This window comes from Burkholderia savannae (assembly GCF_001524445.2).
GTDB lineage: Bacteria > Pseudomonadota > Gammaproteobacteria > Burkholderiales > Burkholderiaceae > Burkholderia > Burkholderia savannae.
In genome coordinates this window covers 1,415,499-1,431,911 of record NZ_CP013418.1, presented here as the reverse complement: position 1 = coordinate 1,431,911, position 16,413 = coordinate 1,415,499, and the positions used below count along the sequence as shown (strand labels likewise).

Sequence of the window (16,413 nt, the reverse complement as noted above, 5' to 3'; positions counted from 1 at the left end):
GCCGCGCGCGGGCGGCGTTCGCCTCGCGGCGGCGCGGGCCGCCCGCCTTTGAAGAATCGAATCGTGCTTTCACTTTCCTCCGACGACGATCTCGCCGCCGACGCGATGCAGACGCTATTCGACACGGGTTCGCAGCAGGACGCGGCCGAGCTCGGCGCGGCGCTCGCCGCGCCCGCGGTCACGGGCCGCTACGACGAGCTGCGCGGCGGTGCGGCCGCGCTGTCGAGCGCATCGCTCGCGCCCGCGTGGCGCGCATTCTTCATGCAACTCGGCAGCGTCGGCTTCGCCGATCTCGACCGCCGCGCCGACGCGCTGCAGCGCCGGATGCGCGAGAACGGGCTCGCCTACCACCCGCACGAGCGGGCGGCGGGCGGCGGCGCGGTGCGGCCGTGGTCGCTCGACCTGCTGCCGCTGATTGTCGCGCCCGACGACTGGGCGACGATCGAGCGCGGCGTGCTCCAGCGCGTGCGGCTGCTCAACGCGATCCTCGCCGATCTCTACGGAGAGCAGACGATCCTGCACCGCGGGCTCCTGCCGCCCGCGCTCGTCACCGGACATCCCGGCTACCTGCGGCCGATGTGCGGCGCGCGCGCGCCGGGCGGCACGTGGCTGCACGTCGTCGCGTTCGATCTCGCGCGCGGGCCGGACGGCGCGTGGCGGATGATGGCGCAGCACACGCAGGGGCCGTCGGGGCTCGGCTATCTTCTGGAGAATCGGCTGATCGTGTCGCGGCTCTTCCCGCGCGCGTTCCGCGGCCTGCATGTGCAGCGGCTCGCCGCGAGCTATCGCGCGCTGTTGCAGAGCATGCAGGCGCTGAGCCCCGCGCGGAAGAATTCGCGCATCGTGCTGCTCACGCCGGGCCCGCATGCGGCGACCTATTTCGAGCATGCGTATCTCGCGCGCTATCTGGGCCTCACGCTCGTCGAAGGCGGCGACCTGACGGCGCGCGACCAGCGCGTCTACCTGAAGACGCTGCGCGGGCTCGAGCCCGTGCACGGCATCCTGCGGCGCGTCGACGACGAATGGCTCGATCCGCTCGAACTGCGCCCCGATTCGCTGCTCGGCGTGCCGGGGCTGATGCAGGCGGTGCGCGCGGGCAACGTGCTGCTCGCGAACCTGCCGGGCTCGGGCTTTCTCGAATCGCCCGGCATCCTCGGCTTCCTGCCGCGCCTCGCGCAGAGCCTGCTCGGCGAAACGCTGTCGCTGCCCGCGGTGCCGTCGTGGTGGTGCGGCGAGCAAGCCGCGTGCGACGAAGCGCTGCCGCTCCTCGCGCGTAGCATCGTGAGGCCGACGTTTCCCGCGAGCGTGCAGGCGGGCGGCGCGTTCGAGCCGGTGATCGGCGCGCGGCTCGCGCCGCCGCAACTCGCCGAATGGCGCGCGCGGATCGCCGCGCGGCCCGCGCACTACACGATTCAGGCGGACTTGCCGCTGTCGCAGGCGCCGACCTGGGCGGGCGGCGCGGGCGCCGGAGACGGCGGCGCGCGGATCGTGCCGCGGCCGCTGCTGCTGCGCGTGTTCGCGCTCGCGGACGGCGCGGGCTCGTGGCGTGTGCTGCCGGGCGGCCTCGCGCGCGTCGGCACGCGCGACGAGCTGTTCAACGCGCCGATGCCGCGCGGCGGCAGCAGCGTCGACACATGGGTGATGACCGAAGGCGCGGTCGATCCGACCACGCTGCTGCAGACGCATCTCGGCCCCGACGACTTGCAGGAGCGTTCGCGCGCGATCGCGAGCCGCGCGGCGGAGAACCTGTTCTGGCTCGGCCGCTACACCGAGCGCGCGACGAACCTCACGCGGCTCGCGCGCGCGGCGCTCGAGCGGCTGCGCGGCGAGGATGACGTCGAGACGCCCGTGCATCTTCATTTGCTCGACGCATTGTGTCGCGACAACGGGCTGCTGCCCGCCGACGCCCCATCGGCCGTCGAAGCGCCGCGCGGGTTCCAGCAGGCGCTGACGCTCGCGCTCACGCATCGAGCGGACCGCTCGACGGGGATCGCGTCGTGCCTGTTCGGCATGCGCGGCGCGGCGGCGGCGATTCGGGAGCGGCTCTCGCGCGAGCAATGGCGCCTGATCGACGACGCGACGCAATTGTTCGACGAAGGCGGCGACGACACGGAACCCGAGGAGCAGCTCGGCAACGACGCGCTGCAGCGTCTCGAGCGGCTGAATCTGCTGCTGTCGGCGATCACGGGCGCGCAGACCGACAACATGACGCGCGACGACGGCTGGCGCCTGCTGTCGATCGGCCGCCAGATCGATCGCCTCGAATTCCTGGGCGGCGTGCTAGGCCACGCGTTCGACGACGACGCGATTCACAAGCAGGAGGGCTTCGAGCTCGTGCTCGAGCTGTTCGACAGCGGCATCACGTTTCGCTCGCGGTTCCAGCGCTGCTTCGACGTGGCGCCGCTGCTGTCGCTCGTCGTGCTCGACACCGACAATCCGCGTTCGCTCGCGTGGGTCGCGCAGGCGCTGCGCGGCCGGCTGTCGAAGGTCGAGCGCAGCGAAGGCTATGCGCTGTCGGAGCTCGCCGACGGCATTCCGGACATCGCCGGCTGGCCGCTGCACGTGTTGTGCGAGACGGACGGCGACGGCCGCCACGCGGCGCTGCTCGCGCGCCTGCACGCATGCAGCAAGGCGGTGTGGGACTTGTCGAACCGGATCGGCGAGCGCTACTTCAGCCATGTGCGCGAGGCGGGCAGGTCGCTATGGGGATGACGACGCATTCGCCGGCGAACGCGAAGAAGGGCGCACGCACGCGCAAGACGGCTGCGCGCGCGCAGCCGGCAGGCAGCGCGCTCTTGCGCGTCACGCACGATACACGCTATCGCTACGCGGCGCGCGTGGAGTCCGCGCAGCATCAGGCGCGCTTGCGCCCGCTCGAGACGCCGCGCCAGCGCGTGCTCGAGTTCTCGCTCGAGATCGAGCCGCGCGCCGAAGGGCTCGTCGTCGACACCGATTCGTTCGGCAACGAGCGCACGTCGTTTGCGATCAACCAGCCGCACGAGGAATTGTTCGTGCGCAGCCGCAGCGTCGTGCGGGTCGCGCCGCCCGCGCTGTCGGCGGGCAAGCGCGGCGAGCCGCCGCCCGCGATCGCCGCGCCGCGCGCCGGATGCGCGAGCGCGTGGGAAGCGGTGCGCGAGCGCCTGACGTTTCGCGCGGGGCGGCCGTTCGATCCGGCGAGCGAATTCGTGTTCGCGTCGCCGCACGTCGAATGCCATCCGGATCTCGTCGCGTACGCGGCGTCGAGCTTCTCGCCGGGCCGGCCGCTCGTGCAGGCCGCGTGGGAGCTGATGCGCCGCATCCACGCCGATTTCGCGTACACGCCGAGCAGCACCGACGTCGGCACGACCGCGCTCGATGCGCTCGCACTGCGCAAGGGCGTGTGCCAGGACTTCGCGCACGTGATGATCGGTGCGCTGCGCTCGCTCGGGCTCGCCGCGCGCTACGTGAGCGGCTACCTGCTGACGCAGCCGCCGCCGGGACAGCCGCGGCTGATCGGCGCGGATGCGTCGCACGCGTGGGTCGAGGTCTACGATCCGGCGTGGCCCGAGGATGGCGGCTGGCTGCAGCTCGATCCGACCAACGATCGCGCGCCCGGCGACGATTACGTGATGCTGTCGATCGGCCGCGACTACGCGGACGTGACGCCGCTGCGCGGCGTCATCCGCGGCGGCGGCGCGGATCAGGTGCTGACGGTCGGCGTGACGGTGGAGCCGCTCGATTCGGCGTCTTGAATCTCGATGCGCGCGTGAGCGAGTCGCGGCGACGCGCGCGGGCATCGGTCGCTCGCGTGCGAACCGGAACGCGCGCATTGCGCGGCGCGAACGTTCGGCATACGTTGTTTCGGAATCCGATGCGGCGCTTGCGGTGCCGGAACGGTTCGTCGATGGCAGTCGGAGAAAGCGCGGCCGACGAGTTGCGGTGCGGCGCGAATCGAGACGCACGCTTTCGATCCGTGGCCGCATCGTTCAATGGTTGTGCCGCACGCGCGAGATGAGCGCTTGCTGCGGGGCCTTGCGGCTCAGCAGCAGCGTGACGATCGCGGACAGCGCGAGCGTCGCCGCGACGACGTACAGCCCCGCCGCATAGCCGCCCGTCAGATTCTTCAGCCAGCCGATCGCGAACGGGCCGACGAAGCCGCCGAGGTTGCCGATTGAATTGATCATCGCGATGCCCGCGGCCGCGCCCGCGCCGGACAGAAACATGCTCGGCATCGCCCACAGCGGCGCCTTCGCGGCGCTGATCCCGACGTTGACGACGACGAGCGCGAGCACGGTGAGCAGCGCGGTGCTTGCCTGGCCCGCGAAGACGAAGCCGACGCATGCGAGCACGCACGGAATCACGACATGCCAGGTTCGTTCTCCGGTGCGATCGGAGCGCCGCGCCCACAGGATCATCGCGACGACTGCGGCGAGGCTCGGAATCGCGTTCAGCAGGCCGGTTTCGAGCGCGCTGAAGCCGAATTGCCGGATCATTAGCGGCGCCCACAGGCCGAGCGTGTAGAGGCCCGCCGACGTGCCGAAGTAGATGAGCGAGAGCGCCAGCACGCGCGGATCGCGCAGCGCGTTCCACGCTCCCGCGGTGTGGCCCGCGTGCGCGTGGCGCAGATCGGCTTCCGCATCGAGTTTCGCGATCAGCCATTCGCGCTCGTCGGCTCGCAGCCAGTGCGCGTTCGACGGTGCATCGGTGAGGAAATTCAGGACGACGAAGCCTAGCGCGATCGCCGGCAGCGCCTCGATGACGTAGAGCGTTTGCCAGTTCGCGAGGCCGAACATCGGCGGCAACTGCATGATCGCGCCCGACAGCGGCGAGCCGAGCGCCGTCGAGATCGGCGCGGCCGCCATGAACCACGCGGCGGCGAGCGCACGTTGCTTCGCGGGAAACCACAGGCTCAGGTACAGGATGATGCCGGGAAAGAAGCCCGCCTCGGCGACGCCGAGCAGAAAGCGCAGCGCGTAGAAGCTCGCCGGGCCGGCCGCGAACGCGGAAGCCGCCGATACGATACCCCACGTGATCATCACGCGCGCGATCCAGATGCGCGCGCCGACGCGATGCAGGATCAGGTTCGACGGCACCTCGAACAGGAAGTAGCCGATGAAGAAGAGGCCGCCGCCGAGCCCGAACGCGGTCGGCGACAGCCCGATCGCCTTGTTCATCGTCATCGCGGCGAAGCCCACGTTGACGCGATCGAGAAAGCTGACGAAGTAGAGCAGCATCACGAACGGGATGATGCGCCACGTGAGTTTCCGGGAAACCCGGGACTCGAGATCGGATTGCATGTGTCTCCTCCTTGGAGGTCGAGCCGTGCTCTATTGGAAAGATCCGGACGACGCGCGACGGCTTCGAGGCGGGCGGCGCGCGATCGTTGTCGCGCGCGCCGGCCGGGAGACCGGTGCGTGCGCATCGCGCGGCCGCGCTGCGTTTCTCCGCGCGGTTTCTCGATCGAAATCCGCGCCGCCGTTCGTCGTTCGATCGAAGCGGCGTGACGCGCCGGCTTCGATGGGTGTTTCTCGGCGCATCGGCCATCGCTGCCACGCCGGTTTCTGCGAACTGGTCAGGCGCGATTGCGGCAGCAGTCGAACTGCATGACGTCATGGCTCATTCGCCGGCGCGCGCGTCACGATCGCGTGGCGATGCCTAATGCCTAATGCCTAATGCCTAATGCCTAATGCCTAATGCCTAATGCCTAATGCCTAATGCCTAATGCCTAATGCGTGATGCGTGATGCGTGATGCGTCGTGCCTAATGCAAAGCCAACCGAGAAGCGACGCGATGCCATACTGCGGCCGGCCGCACCCCGCGTTCGACGCGAAGCCGGTCCACGCGCCGCGCGATGCCGAAGCGATGCGGCTCGCGCGCATCGCATGCCCGCACCGGGCGTCACGCGGTGACTTCGGCCCTCTCGACGAGCGCGCAGACGGCGGCGGTCACCTGCGCCGTCGTCGCGCGGCCGCCGAGGTCGCCCGTGTGAAGCGACGGGTTCGCGGTGACGGCCTCGATCGCGCGCATCACGCGCGCGGCGCTTTCCGTTTCACCCAGATGCTCGAGCAGCATCACGACCGACCAGAACGTGCCGATCGGATTCGCGAGCCCCTTGCCCATGATGTCGAACGCGGAGCCGTGGATCGGCTCGAACATCGACGGATAGCGGCGCTCCGGATCGATGTTGCCGGTCGGCGCGATGCCGAGGCTGCCCGCAAGCGCCGCGGCGAGATCGCTCAGGATGTCCGCGTGGAGGTTCGTCGCGACGACCGTGTCGAGCGACGCCGGCCGGTTGACCATGCGTGCGGTGGCCGCGTCGACGAGCTCCTTGTCCCATGTCACGTCGGGAAACTCGGCCGACACCTGCTTCGCGATCTCGTCCCACATCACCATCGCGTGGCGCTGCGCGTTGCTCTTCGTGATGACCGTCAGCCGCTTGCGCGGACGCGATTGCGCGAGCCGGAACGCGAAGCGCATGATCCGCTCGACGCCTGCGCGCGTGAGAATCGACACGTCCGTCGCCGCTTCGATCGGATGTCCCTGGTGCACGCGCCCGCCGACGCCCGCGTATTCGCCCTCGGAGTTCTCGCGGACGATGACCCAGTTCAGATCGTCGGGCGTGCAGCGCTTGAGCGGCGCATCGATGCCGGGCAGGATGCGCGTCGGGCGCACGTTCGCGTACTGGTCGAAGCCCTGGCAAATCTTCAGACGCAAGCCCCACAGCGTGATGTGGTCGGGCACGTCGGGGTCGCCCGCCGAGCCGAACAGGATCGCGTCCTTGTCGCGCAGCGCGTCGAGGCCGCCGTCGGGCATCATCACGCCGTGTCGGCGATAGTAGTCGGCGCCCCAGTCGAAGTTCTCGAATTCGAACGCGAAGCGTCGAGTGGTTCCGGCGAGCGCCTCCAGCACCTGCTTGCCCGCGGGAACGACTTCCTTGCCGATGCCGTCGCCCGGAATGGTCGCGATTCGATAGGTCTTCATGCCTCCATCCTCTGAAATTCGTGAATGTGAGCGCACTTTATCGAACTGCGAGTCAAGAAACCGGTGCTAGACTCAAAGCATCCTTAACTTTAATTCACAAGCGAAACCGTGACGGATGCCGTTCAGCCCGCCGACCTGGGTTTCTTCTCGACGCTCGCCGCATCGGGCAGCCTGAGCGCCGCCGCCCGCGAACTCGGACTGACGGCGGCGGCCGTCAGCAAGCGGCTCACGCAGATGGAGCAGCGCGCCGGCGTGCCGCTCGTCAACCGCACGACGCGGCGGATGATGCTGACGCCGGAAGGGGAGGCCTATCTCGAGTACGCGCGCCGGATACTCGACCAGATCGACGAACTGGGCGAGCTGCTCGGCAGTGCGAAGAAGAATCCGAAAGGGCTGTTGCGCGTGAACGCGACGCTCGGCTTTGGGCGCAGCCACGTCGGGCCCGCGATTTCGCGCTTCGTGGCCCGCTACCCGCAGGTGGCCGTGCAGTTGCAGCTGTCGGTGATGCCGCCGCCGCTCACCGACGATGCGTTCGACGTGTGCGTGCGCTTCGGCGAGCCGCCGGACACGCGGGTCGTCGCGCGGCGTCTCGCGCCGAACCGGCGGCTGCTGTGCGCGGCGCCGTCGTACGTCGCGAGGCACGGGATGCCGGCGACGCCGCACGATCTCACGAAGCACAACTGCATCGGCATCCGGCAGGGCGACGAAGGCTACGGCGTTTGGCGGCTGACGAGCGGGCGCGGCGCATCGCGCAAGACGGAGGCGATCCGGATCAACGGCAATCTGACGACGAACGACGGCGAAATCGCCGTCAAATGGGCGCTCGACGGACACGGCATCCTGATGCGCGCCGAGTGGGACATCGACGAATATCTCGCCGACGGCCGCCTCGTCGTCGTGTTGCCCGAGTACGAAACGCCGAGCGCGGACATTTACGCCGTCTATGCGCAGCGCCATCAGATGTCGACGCGGATTCGCGCATTCGTCGATTACCTGGCCGACGAGCTCGGCAGGCTGCGCAAGGGGTAGGCGCTTCGCCTATCGCGAGCGCGGACGACGCGGCGGGTTTCGTTCGGATTCTTGATCGATGGCGAACGGCCGGGTGAGGCGGGTGCTTTGTCTGTCGAGCGCCGGCCATTCACGAAGACGATGTGACGAAATCGATTCGCGCTCCCGATTTTCGGCAATGCATCGACGGCGGATTTTGTTCGCCGCATACGGCGCAGCGGGTGTCGAGCATCGTGCTCCAGGCGCCGCGCAGGCAATCGGTCAGGCCATATCCTCGCGGCTCATGCCGACGATCGCTCGCCTATCGGCGGCGTCGCGCGCGGGCGCACGCGCTGCGATGGGCGGGCGAGCGCGCGTCGGTACGGCCGCCGCCCGCTCAAATGTTCCATTGCGGCGCGATATCGTGCAGCCGCTGCCTGAGCTGCTCGATCTCGTGCGCCAGTTTCGCCGTCAGCGACACGTAGCCGGATAATTGCGCGGGCGGCGCGTACTCGCCGGCCTGCGCGGCCGGCCCGTGCAGCGGCCCGAGCCGGCTCAGCGTGCCGAACTTGAGCGCGCGCGCCGCGCCGACGAGCATCTCCTGAATCCGCCGGTTGTCCGCCTTCATCTGGGCCTGGACGAAGCGCCTGCCGGCTTCGTCGTCGGCACCGGGCTGCAGGTTCGACAGGATTTCGAGCGAGCTCATGCACAGCCGCAGGCTCCGCTGAATCGCGTCGAGCTGCGCCATCGACACGGAGATCTCTTTCGATACCGACGGCATCAGCGAGCGGAGCTGGACGAGCAGCGTATTGAGCTTCGCCATGTCCTTCAGATGCTCGTTGTCGCTCACGTGGCGCTCGCCCGCGATTCGCGCGTGGACGGCCGCGCAGCCGCGCAACGCGTCGGCGAGCCTGTAGCGCCACGAGTAGGTCGCGTAAAGCGGCAGCGCGAACGAGAATGCGAGCGCGATCGCGATGCCGATCAGCACGTTCACCGCGCGCCAGAGGCCGTCGGCGATCTCGTTGTCGCCGTGGCCGGCGACGATCACCATCGTGATCGCGGACAGCAGCGCGATATAGCCGGCCTTGCCGATCGCGTGATATGCGCAGAAGCCGCACGCGACGCTCATCACGAGAAACGTCAACGGCGACAGGTGCGCGGTGGTTTGCAGCAGGATCAGCGACAGGCCGGCGATCGCGCCGATCAGCGTGCCGAGCGCGCGCTCGGCGGCTTTCTTGCGGATGTTGCCGTGATGCTGAAGCCCGCCGATCACGATCAGCACCGTGATCGTCGCCCATTCGCCGTGCGGAATGTGCAGGCCGGTCGTCAGCGCGATCGAGGCGAGCACGCTCAGCGCGACGCGCGCCGCGTGGATCAGTTTCGCGTGGCGATAGCGGCGGTAGGGATCGAGCACCGGGCGCAGCGCGTTGCGGGCGAATCCGGGCAGGCGGGTCTGTAAAGTCGAGGTCATGGTACTGCGCAGTGACAATGAGGGCGGCGCGCCGTGCGCGGCGCGCATCGTGGCGGAGTCGATCGTTACGCTAACCTAAGCATGATGCGCTGTCCATCGCGGCGAGCGCGCGGCATGGCGATTCCCGCGCGGCGCGTAATGTCGACGCGCGTGGCGGTGCGATTCGCGGAGAAGCGGGTGCGGATGAATGCATGAGAAGAAACGGCGGCCGGGCGTCGCTTCGATGTCCGATCGATGTGCGTCCGATTGCGGTTGCGGCCAACGTTTGCAGTGACACGGCGAGGCGCGCCCATATCGCGTTGCGCGCTGCGTGTCGTGTGCCGCGCAATGCGCATCGCGCGCTACGTGTCGCGCGCTACGCGCCGCGGAACCGGTCTCGATATTCGTGCAGCGACGTATCGAACGCACGCGCGAAGCTGCGCCGCAGCGTCGCGACGCTGCCGAACCCGCAGCGCTGCGCGATCTGCTTGGCGGGCAGCGCGGTTTCGCCGAGCAGGTTACGCGCGGTCTCGACGCGGATGCGCTCGACCGCCTTCGCGGGCGTCGTGCCGAATGCGTTGCGGTAATGGCGCACGAAGCTGCGCTCGCTCATGTTCACGCGGGCGGCGAGCGTCGGCACCGAGAGGTCGCCGGCCAGATGACGCCGAATCCACGCATGCAGATCGGCGAACTGCCCGGACGCGCTCTGCAGTTCGATCGGCGTGCTGAACTGCGCCTGGCTGCCCGGCCGCACGAGGAACACGACGAGATGGCGCGCGACCGCGAGCGCGAGCGTGTGGCCGCAGTCGTTCGTCACGAGGCGCAGGCACAGATCGATGCCGGCCGTGACGCCCGCGGACGTCCAGATCGGCCCGTCCTGCACGAAGATCGGCGCATGCTCGACGTGCACCCGCGGGTGGCGCCGCGCGAGCTCGTCGCAGCATTGCCAGTGCGTGACCGCGCGGCGGCCGTCCAGCAGCCCGCACGCGGCGAGCAGGAACGCGCCGTTGCAGATCGACACGACGCGCCGCGCCTGCCGCGCGTGCGCGCGCAGCCAGGCGAGCGTGTCGGCGTCGCGCGCGGCCGCGTCGACGCCGACGCCGCCCGCGACGATCACCGTATCCGCCAGCGCGTCGATGGGCGGAAGCGGCTGCGTCGACAGCGAGATGCCCGTCGACGTCCGCACGCTGCGCCCGCCGCGCGAGACGACGCGGACGTCGTACGGCGCTTCGCCGCCGGTGTCGCGCGCGAGCTCGTTCGCGCTCGACAGCACTTGCAGCGGGCCCGACAAATCGAGGAGATTCAGATCCGGAAAGACGAGGATATAGACGATCATGCGCGCATCGGGAAAGCGTTGGCGGAAATTGCAACCAGTTTGGCATAACCGCCAATCGGCCGCGCGCTAAGCTGGTCGTCGTGCGGGGCGCTGCGTATCGTCCCGCGAGCCTTGCATCTCATCATCACTTTTCGAAAAGGACGAACCGTGCCCCCGACTGCACAACGACCGCTGAAAATCGGCTTTCTCCTCGCGCCCGGCGTTGCCGTGATGGATCTCTTCGGCGCGCACGCCGTGTTCGGCTTCGCGCCGCAGACCGAACTGCACCTGCTGTGGAAGACGCGCGATCCGATCTGCGCGTTGCCGCCGTTCCCGATCGCGGCGACGACGGCCTTCGCCGATTGTCCGGACGATCTCGACGCGTTCGTCGTCGGCGCGGTGCCGGCCGACGTGATCGCCGACGACGAAGTGATCGCGTTCGTGCGCCGGCACGCGAGCCGCGCGCGCTACGTGATCGGGATCTGCGGCGGCGTGTTGCTGCTCGGCGCGGCGGGCTTGCTGAACGGCCGTCGCGCGACCACCAATTTCCACGTGCTCGACGCGCTCGCCGATCTCGGCGCGCAGCCCGTCGGCGGCGGCGAGGTCGTGATCGACGGCAATCTGTATACGGCCGGCCCGGCCACGGGCGGCTTCGAGGCGGCGCTGCTCGTGCTTGCCGAGTTGCGCGGTGTCGACGAGGCGAAGCACGTCGAGCTGACGATCGAATATCATCCGCGCCCGCCGTTCGGCGTCGGCACGCCGGCGCTGGCCGGCCCGGCGCTGACGAACGAGGTGCTCGCCGCGCACGCATGGTTCTTCGAGCCGTGCAAGGACGCCGCGACGGCGATGTATCGGCGCGGCGGCTGAATGCGACACACGCGATGCCCTCAAAAAAAGCGGCGCCGCGCAATCGAGCGCGGCGCCGTTTCTTGCTGGCGGTGCTAGTGTGTTAGCGCGTCAGCGCGTGAGCGCCGTGAAGCCGTCGAGCAGGCGCTCGACGTCCGCCGGTTCGATCGCGCCCATCGTCGACACGCGGAACAACGCGCTCGACAGCCCGCCTTGGCCCGCGTAGATCACGAAGCCGCGCGCCTTGAGCCCGTCGTGCAACTGCTCGTACGTGACACCGGCCGGGAGCCGGTACGCGCGCAGCACGACCGACGATTCGCCGTCCGGCAGCACGAGCGGCATCCCGCGCGCGGCGAGACCCGCGCGCACCTGCTCGGCGAGCGCCGCGTAGCGCGTGTGGCGCGCGCGCCAGCCGCCCGCCTCGTCGAATTCGCGCAGCGCCTCGACGAGCGCGTAGTACGCGTGAACCGACGGCGTGAACGGCGTGTTGCGCGCGTCCTGCAATGTCGCGAGCCGGCCGAGATCGAGGTAGTACGTGCGGCTCGCGGCCGACGCGAGCGCGCGGCGGCGCACGATCACGAACGCCGCGCCCGGCACGCCGTGGAGGCACTTGTTCGCGGTCGCGGCGATTGCGTCGATGTCACCGCCCGCGAAATCGATCGCTTCCGCGCCGAAGCTGCTCACGCCGTCGACGAGCATCCGCACGCCGCGCGCGCGGCACACGGCGGCGAGCGCGTCGAGATCGTTCAGGCGGCCCGTCGTCGTTTCATGGTGGATCACCGCGACGTGCGTGATCGCGCGATCGGCGTCGAGCCTCGCGGCGACGCGCGCGAGATCCGGCGCCTGCATCCAGTCGTGCTTCAGCACCTCGTGCGCGATCCGGTACTGCGCGGCGATCTGCGTGATCCGCTCGCCGTACACGCCGTTTTCGATCACGAGCAGCTTGCCGTTCTCGGGGACGAGCGCGGCGATCATGCTCTCGACCGCGGCCGTGCCGGAGCCCGTCATCAGCACCGCGCTCCATTCGGCCGGATCGAGCGCATACGTGGCGACGAGCCGCGCGCGCGCCTCGTCTTGCAGATCGAAGAACTCGCTTTCGCGATGGCACAGGTCCGGCTGGAGGAGGCTCCTGCGCACGCGTTCCGTCAGCGTCACGGGGCCGGGATTCAGCAACAGCATCTTCATTCTCCTCGTCGGGCAGGCGTCGCGCCGATGTGGCGCATCAGGCGCGCCTTCACGTCGACGGGCGTCACGCTCGGGCGAGGCAGGCCGTCGGGCACGCCGGTGCGGATCGACAGGCGCGCGAAGTGCGCGCCGCCATGCTTTTGCTTTTGCGCCTGCTCGCCCGCGCGTGCGGCGTCGAGCGCCGCGTCGAGCACGCCGAGATCGTCGCCTTCGATCGCCGACGCGTAGCCGCATGCGGCCGCGACGCCCGCGAACGACACGTATTGCGACACCGTCGCCTGGCCGCCCGTCGATTCGTGCGCGCCGTTGTCGAGCAGCAGGTGCACGAGGTTCGACGGCCCGTACGCGCCGAGCGTCGCGAATGCGCCCATGCGCATCAGCGCGGCGCCGTCGCCGTCGACCGCGACGACGGCGAGATCCGGCCGCGCGAGCGCGAGGCCCAATGCGAGCGGTGTCACGCAGCCCATCGAGCCGACCATGTACAACTGGTTCGGGCGATCGTCGATCGCGTACAGCTCGCGGCCGCAGAAGCCCGTCGACGCGAGCACGACCGTCGAGTCGACGGGCGTGCGCTCGACGATCCGCGCGAGCGCGTCACGACGCGTCGGCGACGCCGCGGGCTCGGCGGGCTCGGCGGCGCGCTGCGTCGAATGCGCGGCGACGTGCGCGCGGCGCTCGGGCATCGCCGCGCGCTCGAGCGCGTAGGGCGCGACGCTGCCTTTTTGCATCACGAGCGCGTACGGGCGGCCCGTCGCGTCCATGTGCGCGATCGCGCGATCGAGCGCCGGGCCGATCGCGTCGGCTTCCGTCGGGAATGTTTCCCACGGGATTTCCATCGTGTCGAGCATCGCCGGCGTGATCGGGCCCATCAACGCATGCTGCGGCTCGTCGTGCACGCCCGGCTCGCCGCGCCACGTGACGATCAGCAGTTGCGGCAGCCGGAACGTCCACGTGAGCGACGTGAGCGGGCTCACCGCGTTGCCGAGCCCCGAGTTCTGCATCATCGCGATCCCGCGCCGGCCGCCGAGCGTCGCGCCCGCGACGAGCGCGACCGCATCGCCTTCGTTCGCCGCCGACACGTAATGGAGCGCCGGGTCCTGCAACACGTAATTGATGAACGGCGTCAGATACGAGCACGGCACGCCCGCGTACCAGTCGAAGCCGCGCTCGCGCGCCGCCTCGACGAACTGTGCGGCTTCGATCATCTCGCGCCTCCGTTGGCCGCGCTCTGCTCCGCATACGGCGTCTGGCCGTGCGCGAAATCGCCCGCGCGGCGGAAGTCGTCGAGATCGTTGACGCCGCGCCAGTGGCCGTGCACGTATTGCACTTCGATCTTCTCGCCCGCGTCGACGAGCGCGTTCAGCAGCGCCGGCAAATCGAGCGAATCGAAATCGCCGCGCGCCTTCAGCGTGTCGAGCATCGCCTTCAGCCGCGCGACGCCCGCGCCGCGAACGTTGAGGAGCCCGATCCAGCGGCCGTGCGGCTCGCCCTCGCTCGCATCGCTCGACACGCGGCGCAGATGGGCCTTCTGGCCGAACAGTCCGCGGTCGTCGGCGGCCGAGCAGAAAGCGAAGTCGCGCACGCTCTGGTTCGACGGCTGCGTCTGCGACGAATCGACGACGACGCTGAACTCGGCCTCGCTCTCGGCGAGATCGCGCAGGATGTAGCTGCGGAACAGCAGATCGCCGTACGAGACGATGGTGTCGCCCGAGAGGCGCTCGGCCGCGCACGCGAGCGACGCTAGCTCGCCCGTTTGCGCGTGCCGCTCGTTGACGACGAGCTTCACGCCCGACGTGTCGATCGCATCGGCGCGATAGCCGCCGACGACCGTGATGTCGTTCACGCCCTGCTTCTTGAAGCCGTCGACGAGCCAGCGCAGGAGCGGCTTGCCGGCGATCGGCAGCATCACCTTCGGCTTGTCCTCTGTGACGGCCTCCAGCCCCTTGCCGCGGCTCGCCGCGAGCACGAGCGCCGCGCTCGACGCGCGCGAGCTCGACGACAGGTAGATCCGCTCGGCGGCCGAGTATTCGTCGGCGTCCTGCAGACGGAAGATCTCGTTGACGCTCGCCACGCGCTCCTCGACGTTGACGAGCGTTTCGCCGTCCTGGATTTCGCGCGCGACTGCCTGCATCGCGGACGCCGACGCGCGGATCAGATGATTCGCCCAGATCACGGTGCTGATGCCGGCCTGGCGGAACATGTCGGTCGGCGTGCTGTAATACTTGGTCGGCACGATCACGAGCGGCGCGCGGCCGCTCCATTCGCGCGCGAACTGCAGGATCTCGTCGGGCCGCGACAGCTTGCTGTGGATCAGGATCGCGTCCGCGCCGGCCTGCGCGTACGCGTTCGCGCGGCGCAGCGCCTCGTCCATCCCCCAGCCGGCGATCAGCGCCTCGACACGCGCGACGATCGAGAAATCCGGGTCGCTCTGCGAATCCTTGCCGGCCTTGATCTTGCCGCAGAATTCGTCGATCTCGGCGAGCGGCTGGCGCTCGCCGTCGATGAAGCTGTTGGTCTTCGGAAACTGCTTGTCCTCGATGCACACGCCGGCGATGCCGCGCTGCTCGAGCTTCTTCACGAGCCGGCGCACGTTGTTGAAGTTGCCGTAGCCGGTGTCGCCGTCGAGCAGGATCGGCAGGTCGCTCGCGTCGGCCATGAATTCGAGCACGTCGACGACCTGAGTCCAGCTCGCCTCGTTGTTGTCGCGCACGCCGAACTGCGCGGAGATCGCGAGCCCCGACGCCCAGATCCCCTTGAAGCCCGCCTCGCGGACGATCCGCGCGGACAGGCCGTTGTGCGCTTCCATCAGGAATTCGAGCTCGCGGCTCGTCAGCATCCGCCGCAGCCGCGCGCTGCGCGATTCGGTGAAGTTCGGTTCGCGTGCATTCATCGGATGGCCCCTATCGTTCGTTGTTGGATGTGCGGCAGGACTTCGTCGCGAGCCCGCGCGACGTCGCCCGGAAAATCGATTTCGATCCACGGCGCGCCCGTCACGTCCGCGATGTCGAATGCGCGGCCGCCTTCGAGCAGCAGGTCGCGCACGGCCTCTTCGTGCGGCATGTTCGCGCGGCCGCCGTTGACGTAGCCCGCGACGATCTCGGCGAGCCGGCGCGCGGCGCCTTCGCTGAAACGGAAGAAGCCGACGGATTCGCCGATCGTGTCGTAGTCGAGATTGGCGGCGACCTGCTTGCGCAGCTCGACCGGCACGCCGTCCTTCACGCACAGCTTGACGGGCTCGTCGCCCGTTTCGAAATCGCGGTCGATCAGAAGGCGATCGATCGCGCGCGACGGCTCCGCGACGAGCGCGTGCAGGATGCTCTCGTCGTACAGCACGTCGGCGTCCATCAGCAGCACGTCGCCGCCGCGCGTGAGCGCGTCGGCGGCCGCGTGCACAGTCAGCACGCTGCCGAGGTCGTAGCGCGGGTTGAGCACGATTTCGGCCTTGCGGTTCAGGCGCGCGAGCTCGGCTTCGACCTTCTCGGACTGGAAGCCGAGCGCGAGCACGATCTCGTCGACGCCCGCCGCGTCGAGCACGCGCAGGTGCCGCTCGAGGAGCGACTTGTCGTCGAAGCGCAGCAGGCACTTCGGGAATTGAGCCTCGGGAGGCAGTTGCAGGCGCAGGCCCAGGCCCGCCGCAAGAATGATGGCTCGCATGAGTTCTCCACGCAAA

The 16,413-nt window shown here is 69.3% G+C and carries 13 protein-coding genes; 5 read left to right on the top strand and 8 right to left on the bottom strand.

The genetic code is table 11. From position 1 onward, the window contains the following. Positions 1–105 precede the first annotated feature (105 nt). Both WS78_RS27450 and WS78_RS27445 read left to right on the top strand, forming a co-directional pair. Positions 106–2,712 carry a circularly permuted type 2 ATP-grasp protein gene (locus WS78_RS27450; RefSeq protein ID WP_226377324.1) on the top strand — a complete coding sequence of 869 codons (2,607 nt, stop codon included), beginning with the start codon at positions 106–108 and terminating at the stop codon, positions 2,710–2,712. Beyond that, the gene (locus WS78_RS27445) at positions 2,703–3,731 is read left to right on the top strand and encodes a transglutaminase family protein (RefSeq protein ID WP_059579644.1); all 1,029 of its coding nucleotides are present in this window, start codon (positions 2,703–2,705) and stop codon (positions 3,729–3,731) included. The genes WS78_RS27450 and WS78_RS27445 overlap by 10 nt, the downstream gene beginning before the upstream one ends. 234 nt (positions 3,732–3,965) lie before the next feature. On the opposite strand, the gene WS78_RS27440 is transcribed toward WS78_RS27445, so the two are convergent. Next, positions 3,966–5,276: an MFS transporter gene (locus WS78_RS27440; RefSeq protein ID WP_038751498.1), complete on the bottom strand. Its 1,311-nt coding sequence runs from the start codon at positions 5,274–5,276 to the stop codon at positions 3,966–3,968. 11 nt (positions 5,277–5,287) lie between these two features. On the opposite strand from WS78_RS27440, the gene WS78_RS27435 reads away from it, so the two are divergent. Further along, positions 5,288–5,638 carry a hypothetical protein gene (locus tag WS78_RS27435; RefSeq protein WP_059579648.1) on the top strand — a complete coding sequence of 117 codons (351 nt, stop codon included), beginning with the start codon at positions 5,288–5,290 and terminating at the stop codon, positions 5,636–5,638. A gap of 239 nt (positions 5,639–5,877) precedes the next feature. Here WS78_RS27435 and WS78_RS27430 read toward each other — a convergent pair whose 3' ends face one another. Beyond that, positions 5,878–6,960 carry a tartrate dehydrogenase gene (locus WS78_RS27430; RefSeq protein WP_059579651.1) on the bottom strand — a complete coding sequence of 361 codons (1,083 nt, stop codon included), beginning with the start codon at positions 6,958–6,960 and terminating at the stop codon, positions 5,878–5,880. Positions 6,961–7,068: 108 nt separating this feature from the next. Here WS78_RS27430 and WS78_RS27425 point away from each other — a divergent pair, with 108 nt between their 5' ends. Next, positions 7,069–7,989, top strand: coding sequence for a LysR substrate-binding domain-containing protein (locus WS78_RS27425; protein WP_059579656.1), 921 nt, complete (start codon positions 7,069–7,071; stop codon positions 7,987–7,989). 355 nt (positions 7,990–8,344) lie between these two features. On the opposite strand, the gene WS78_RS27420 is transcribed toward WS78_RS27425, so the two are convergent. Continuing rightward, positions 8,345–9,418 carry an FUSC family protein gene (locus WS78_RS27420; RefSeq protein ID WP_059579659.1) on the bottom strand — a complete coding sequence of 358 codons (1,074 nt, stop codon included), beginning with the start codon at positions 9,416–9,418 and terminating at the stop codon, positions 8,345–8,347. A gap of 355 nt (positions 9,419–9,773) precedes the next feature. Beyond that, entirely contained in the window at positions 9,774–10,733 is a 960-nt protein-coding gene (locus WS78_RS27415; RefSeq protein ID WP_059579664.1) for a GlxA family transcriptional regulator, read from the bottom strand. Positions 10,734–10,880: 147 nt separating this feature from the next. Between WS78_RS27415 and WS78_RS27410 the strand changes: the two genes are divergently transcribed. Further along, the gene (locus WS78_RS27410; RefSeq protein WP_081989918.1) at positions 10,881–11,579 is read left to right on the top strand and encodes a DJ-1/PfpI family protein; all 699 of its coding nucleotides are present in this window, start codon (positions 10,881–10,883) and stop codon (positions 11,577–11,579) included. A gap of 90 nt (positions 11,580–11,669) precedes the next feature. Here WS78_RS27410 and WS78_RS27405 read toward each other — a convergent pair whose 3' ends face one another. Genes WS78_RS27405 through WS78_RS27390 form a run of 4 tightly spaced genes read right to left on the bottom strand, consistent with a single transcriptional unit; the run spans position 11,670 to position 16,397 of the window. Then, a complete protein-coding gene (locus tag WS78_RS27405) occupies positions 11,670–12,737 on the bottom strand; it encodes a 2-aminoethylphosphonate aminotransferase (protein WP_038751520.1) in 1,068 nt (355 codons plus the stop codon). Positions 12,738–12,739: 2 nt separating this feature from the next. Then, positions 12,740–13,948: a phosphonopyruvate decarboxylase gene (aepY, locus tag WS78_RS27400; protein WP_059579669.1), complete on the bottom strand. Its 1,209-nt coding sequence runs from the start codon at positions 13,946–13,948 to the stop codon at positions 12,740–12,742. After that, on the bottom strand, positions 13,945–15,633 hold the full coding sequence (gene aepX, locus WS78_RS27395) for a phosphoenolpyruvate mutase (RefSeq protein ID WP_059579672.1): 1,689 nt from the start codon (positions 15,631–15,633) through the stop codon (positions 13,945–13,947). Before aepX ends, aepY begins: the two co-directional genes overlap by 4 nt. Next, complete coding sequence (locus WS78_RS27390; RefSeq protein ID WP_059579676.1) at positions 15,630–16,397, bottom strand: phosphocholine cytidylyltransferase family protein; 768 nt, start codon at positions 16,395–16,397, stop codon at positions 15,630–15,632. The genes aepX and WS78_RS27390 overlap by 4 nt, the downstream gene beginning before the upstream one ends. Positions 16,398–16,413: the final 16 nt, after the last annotated feature.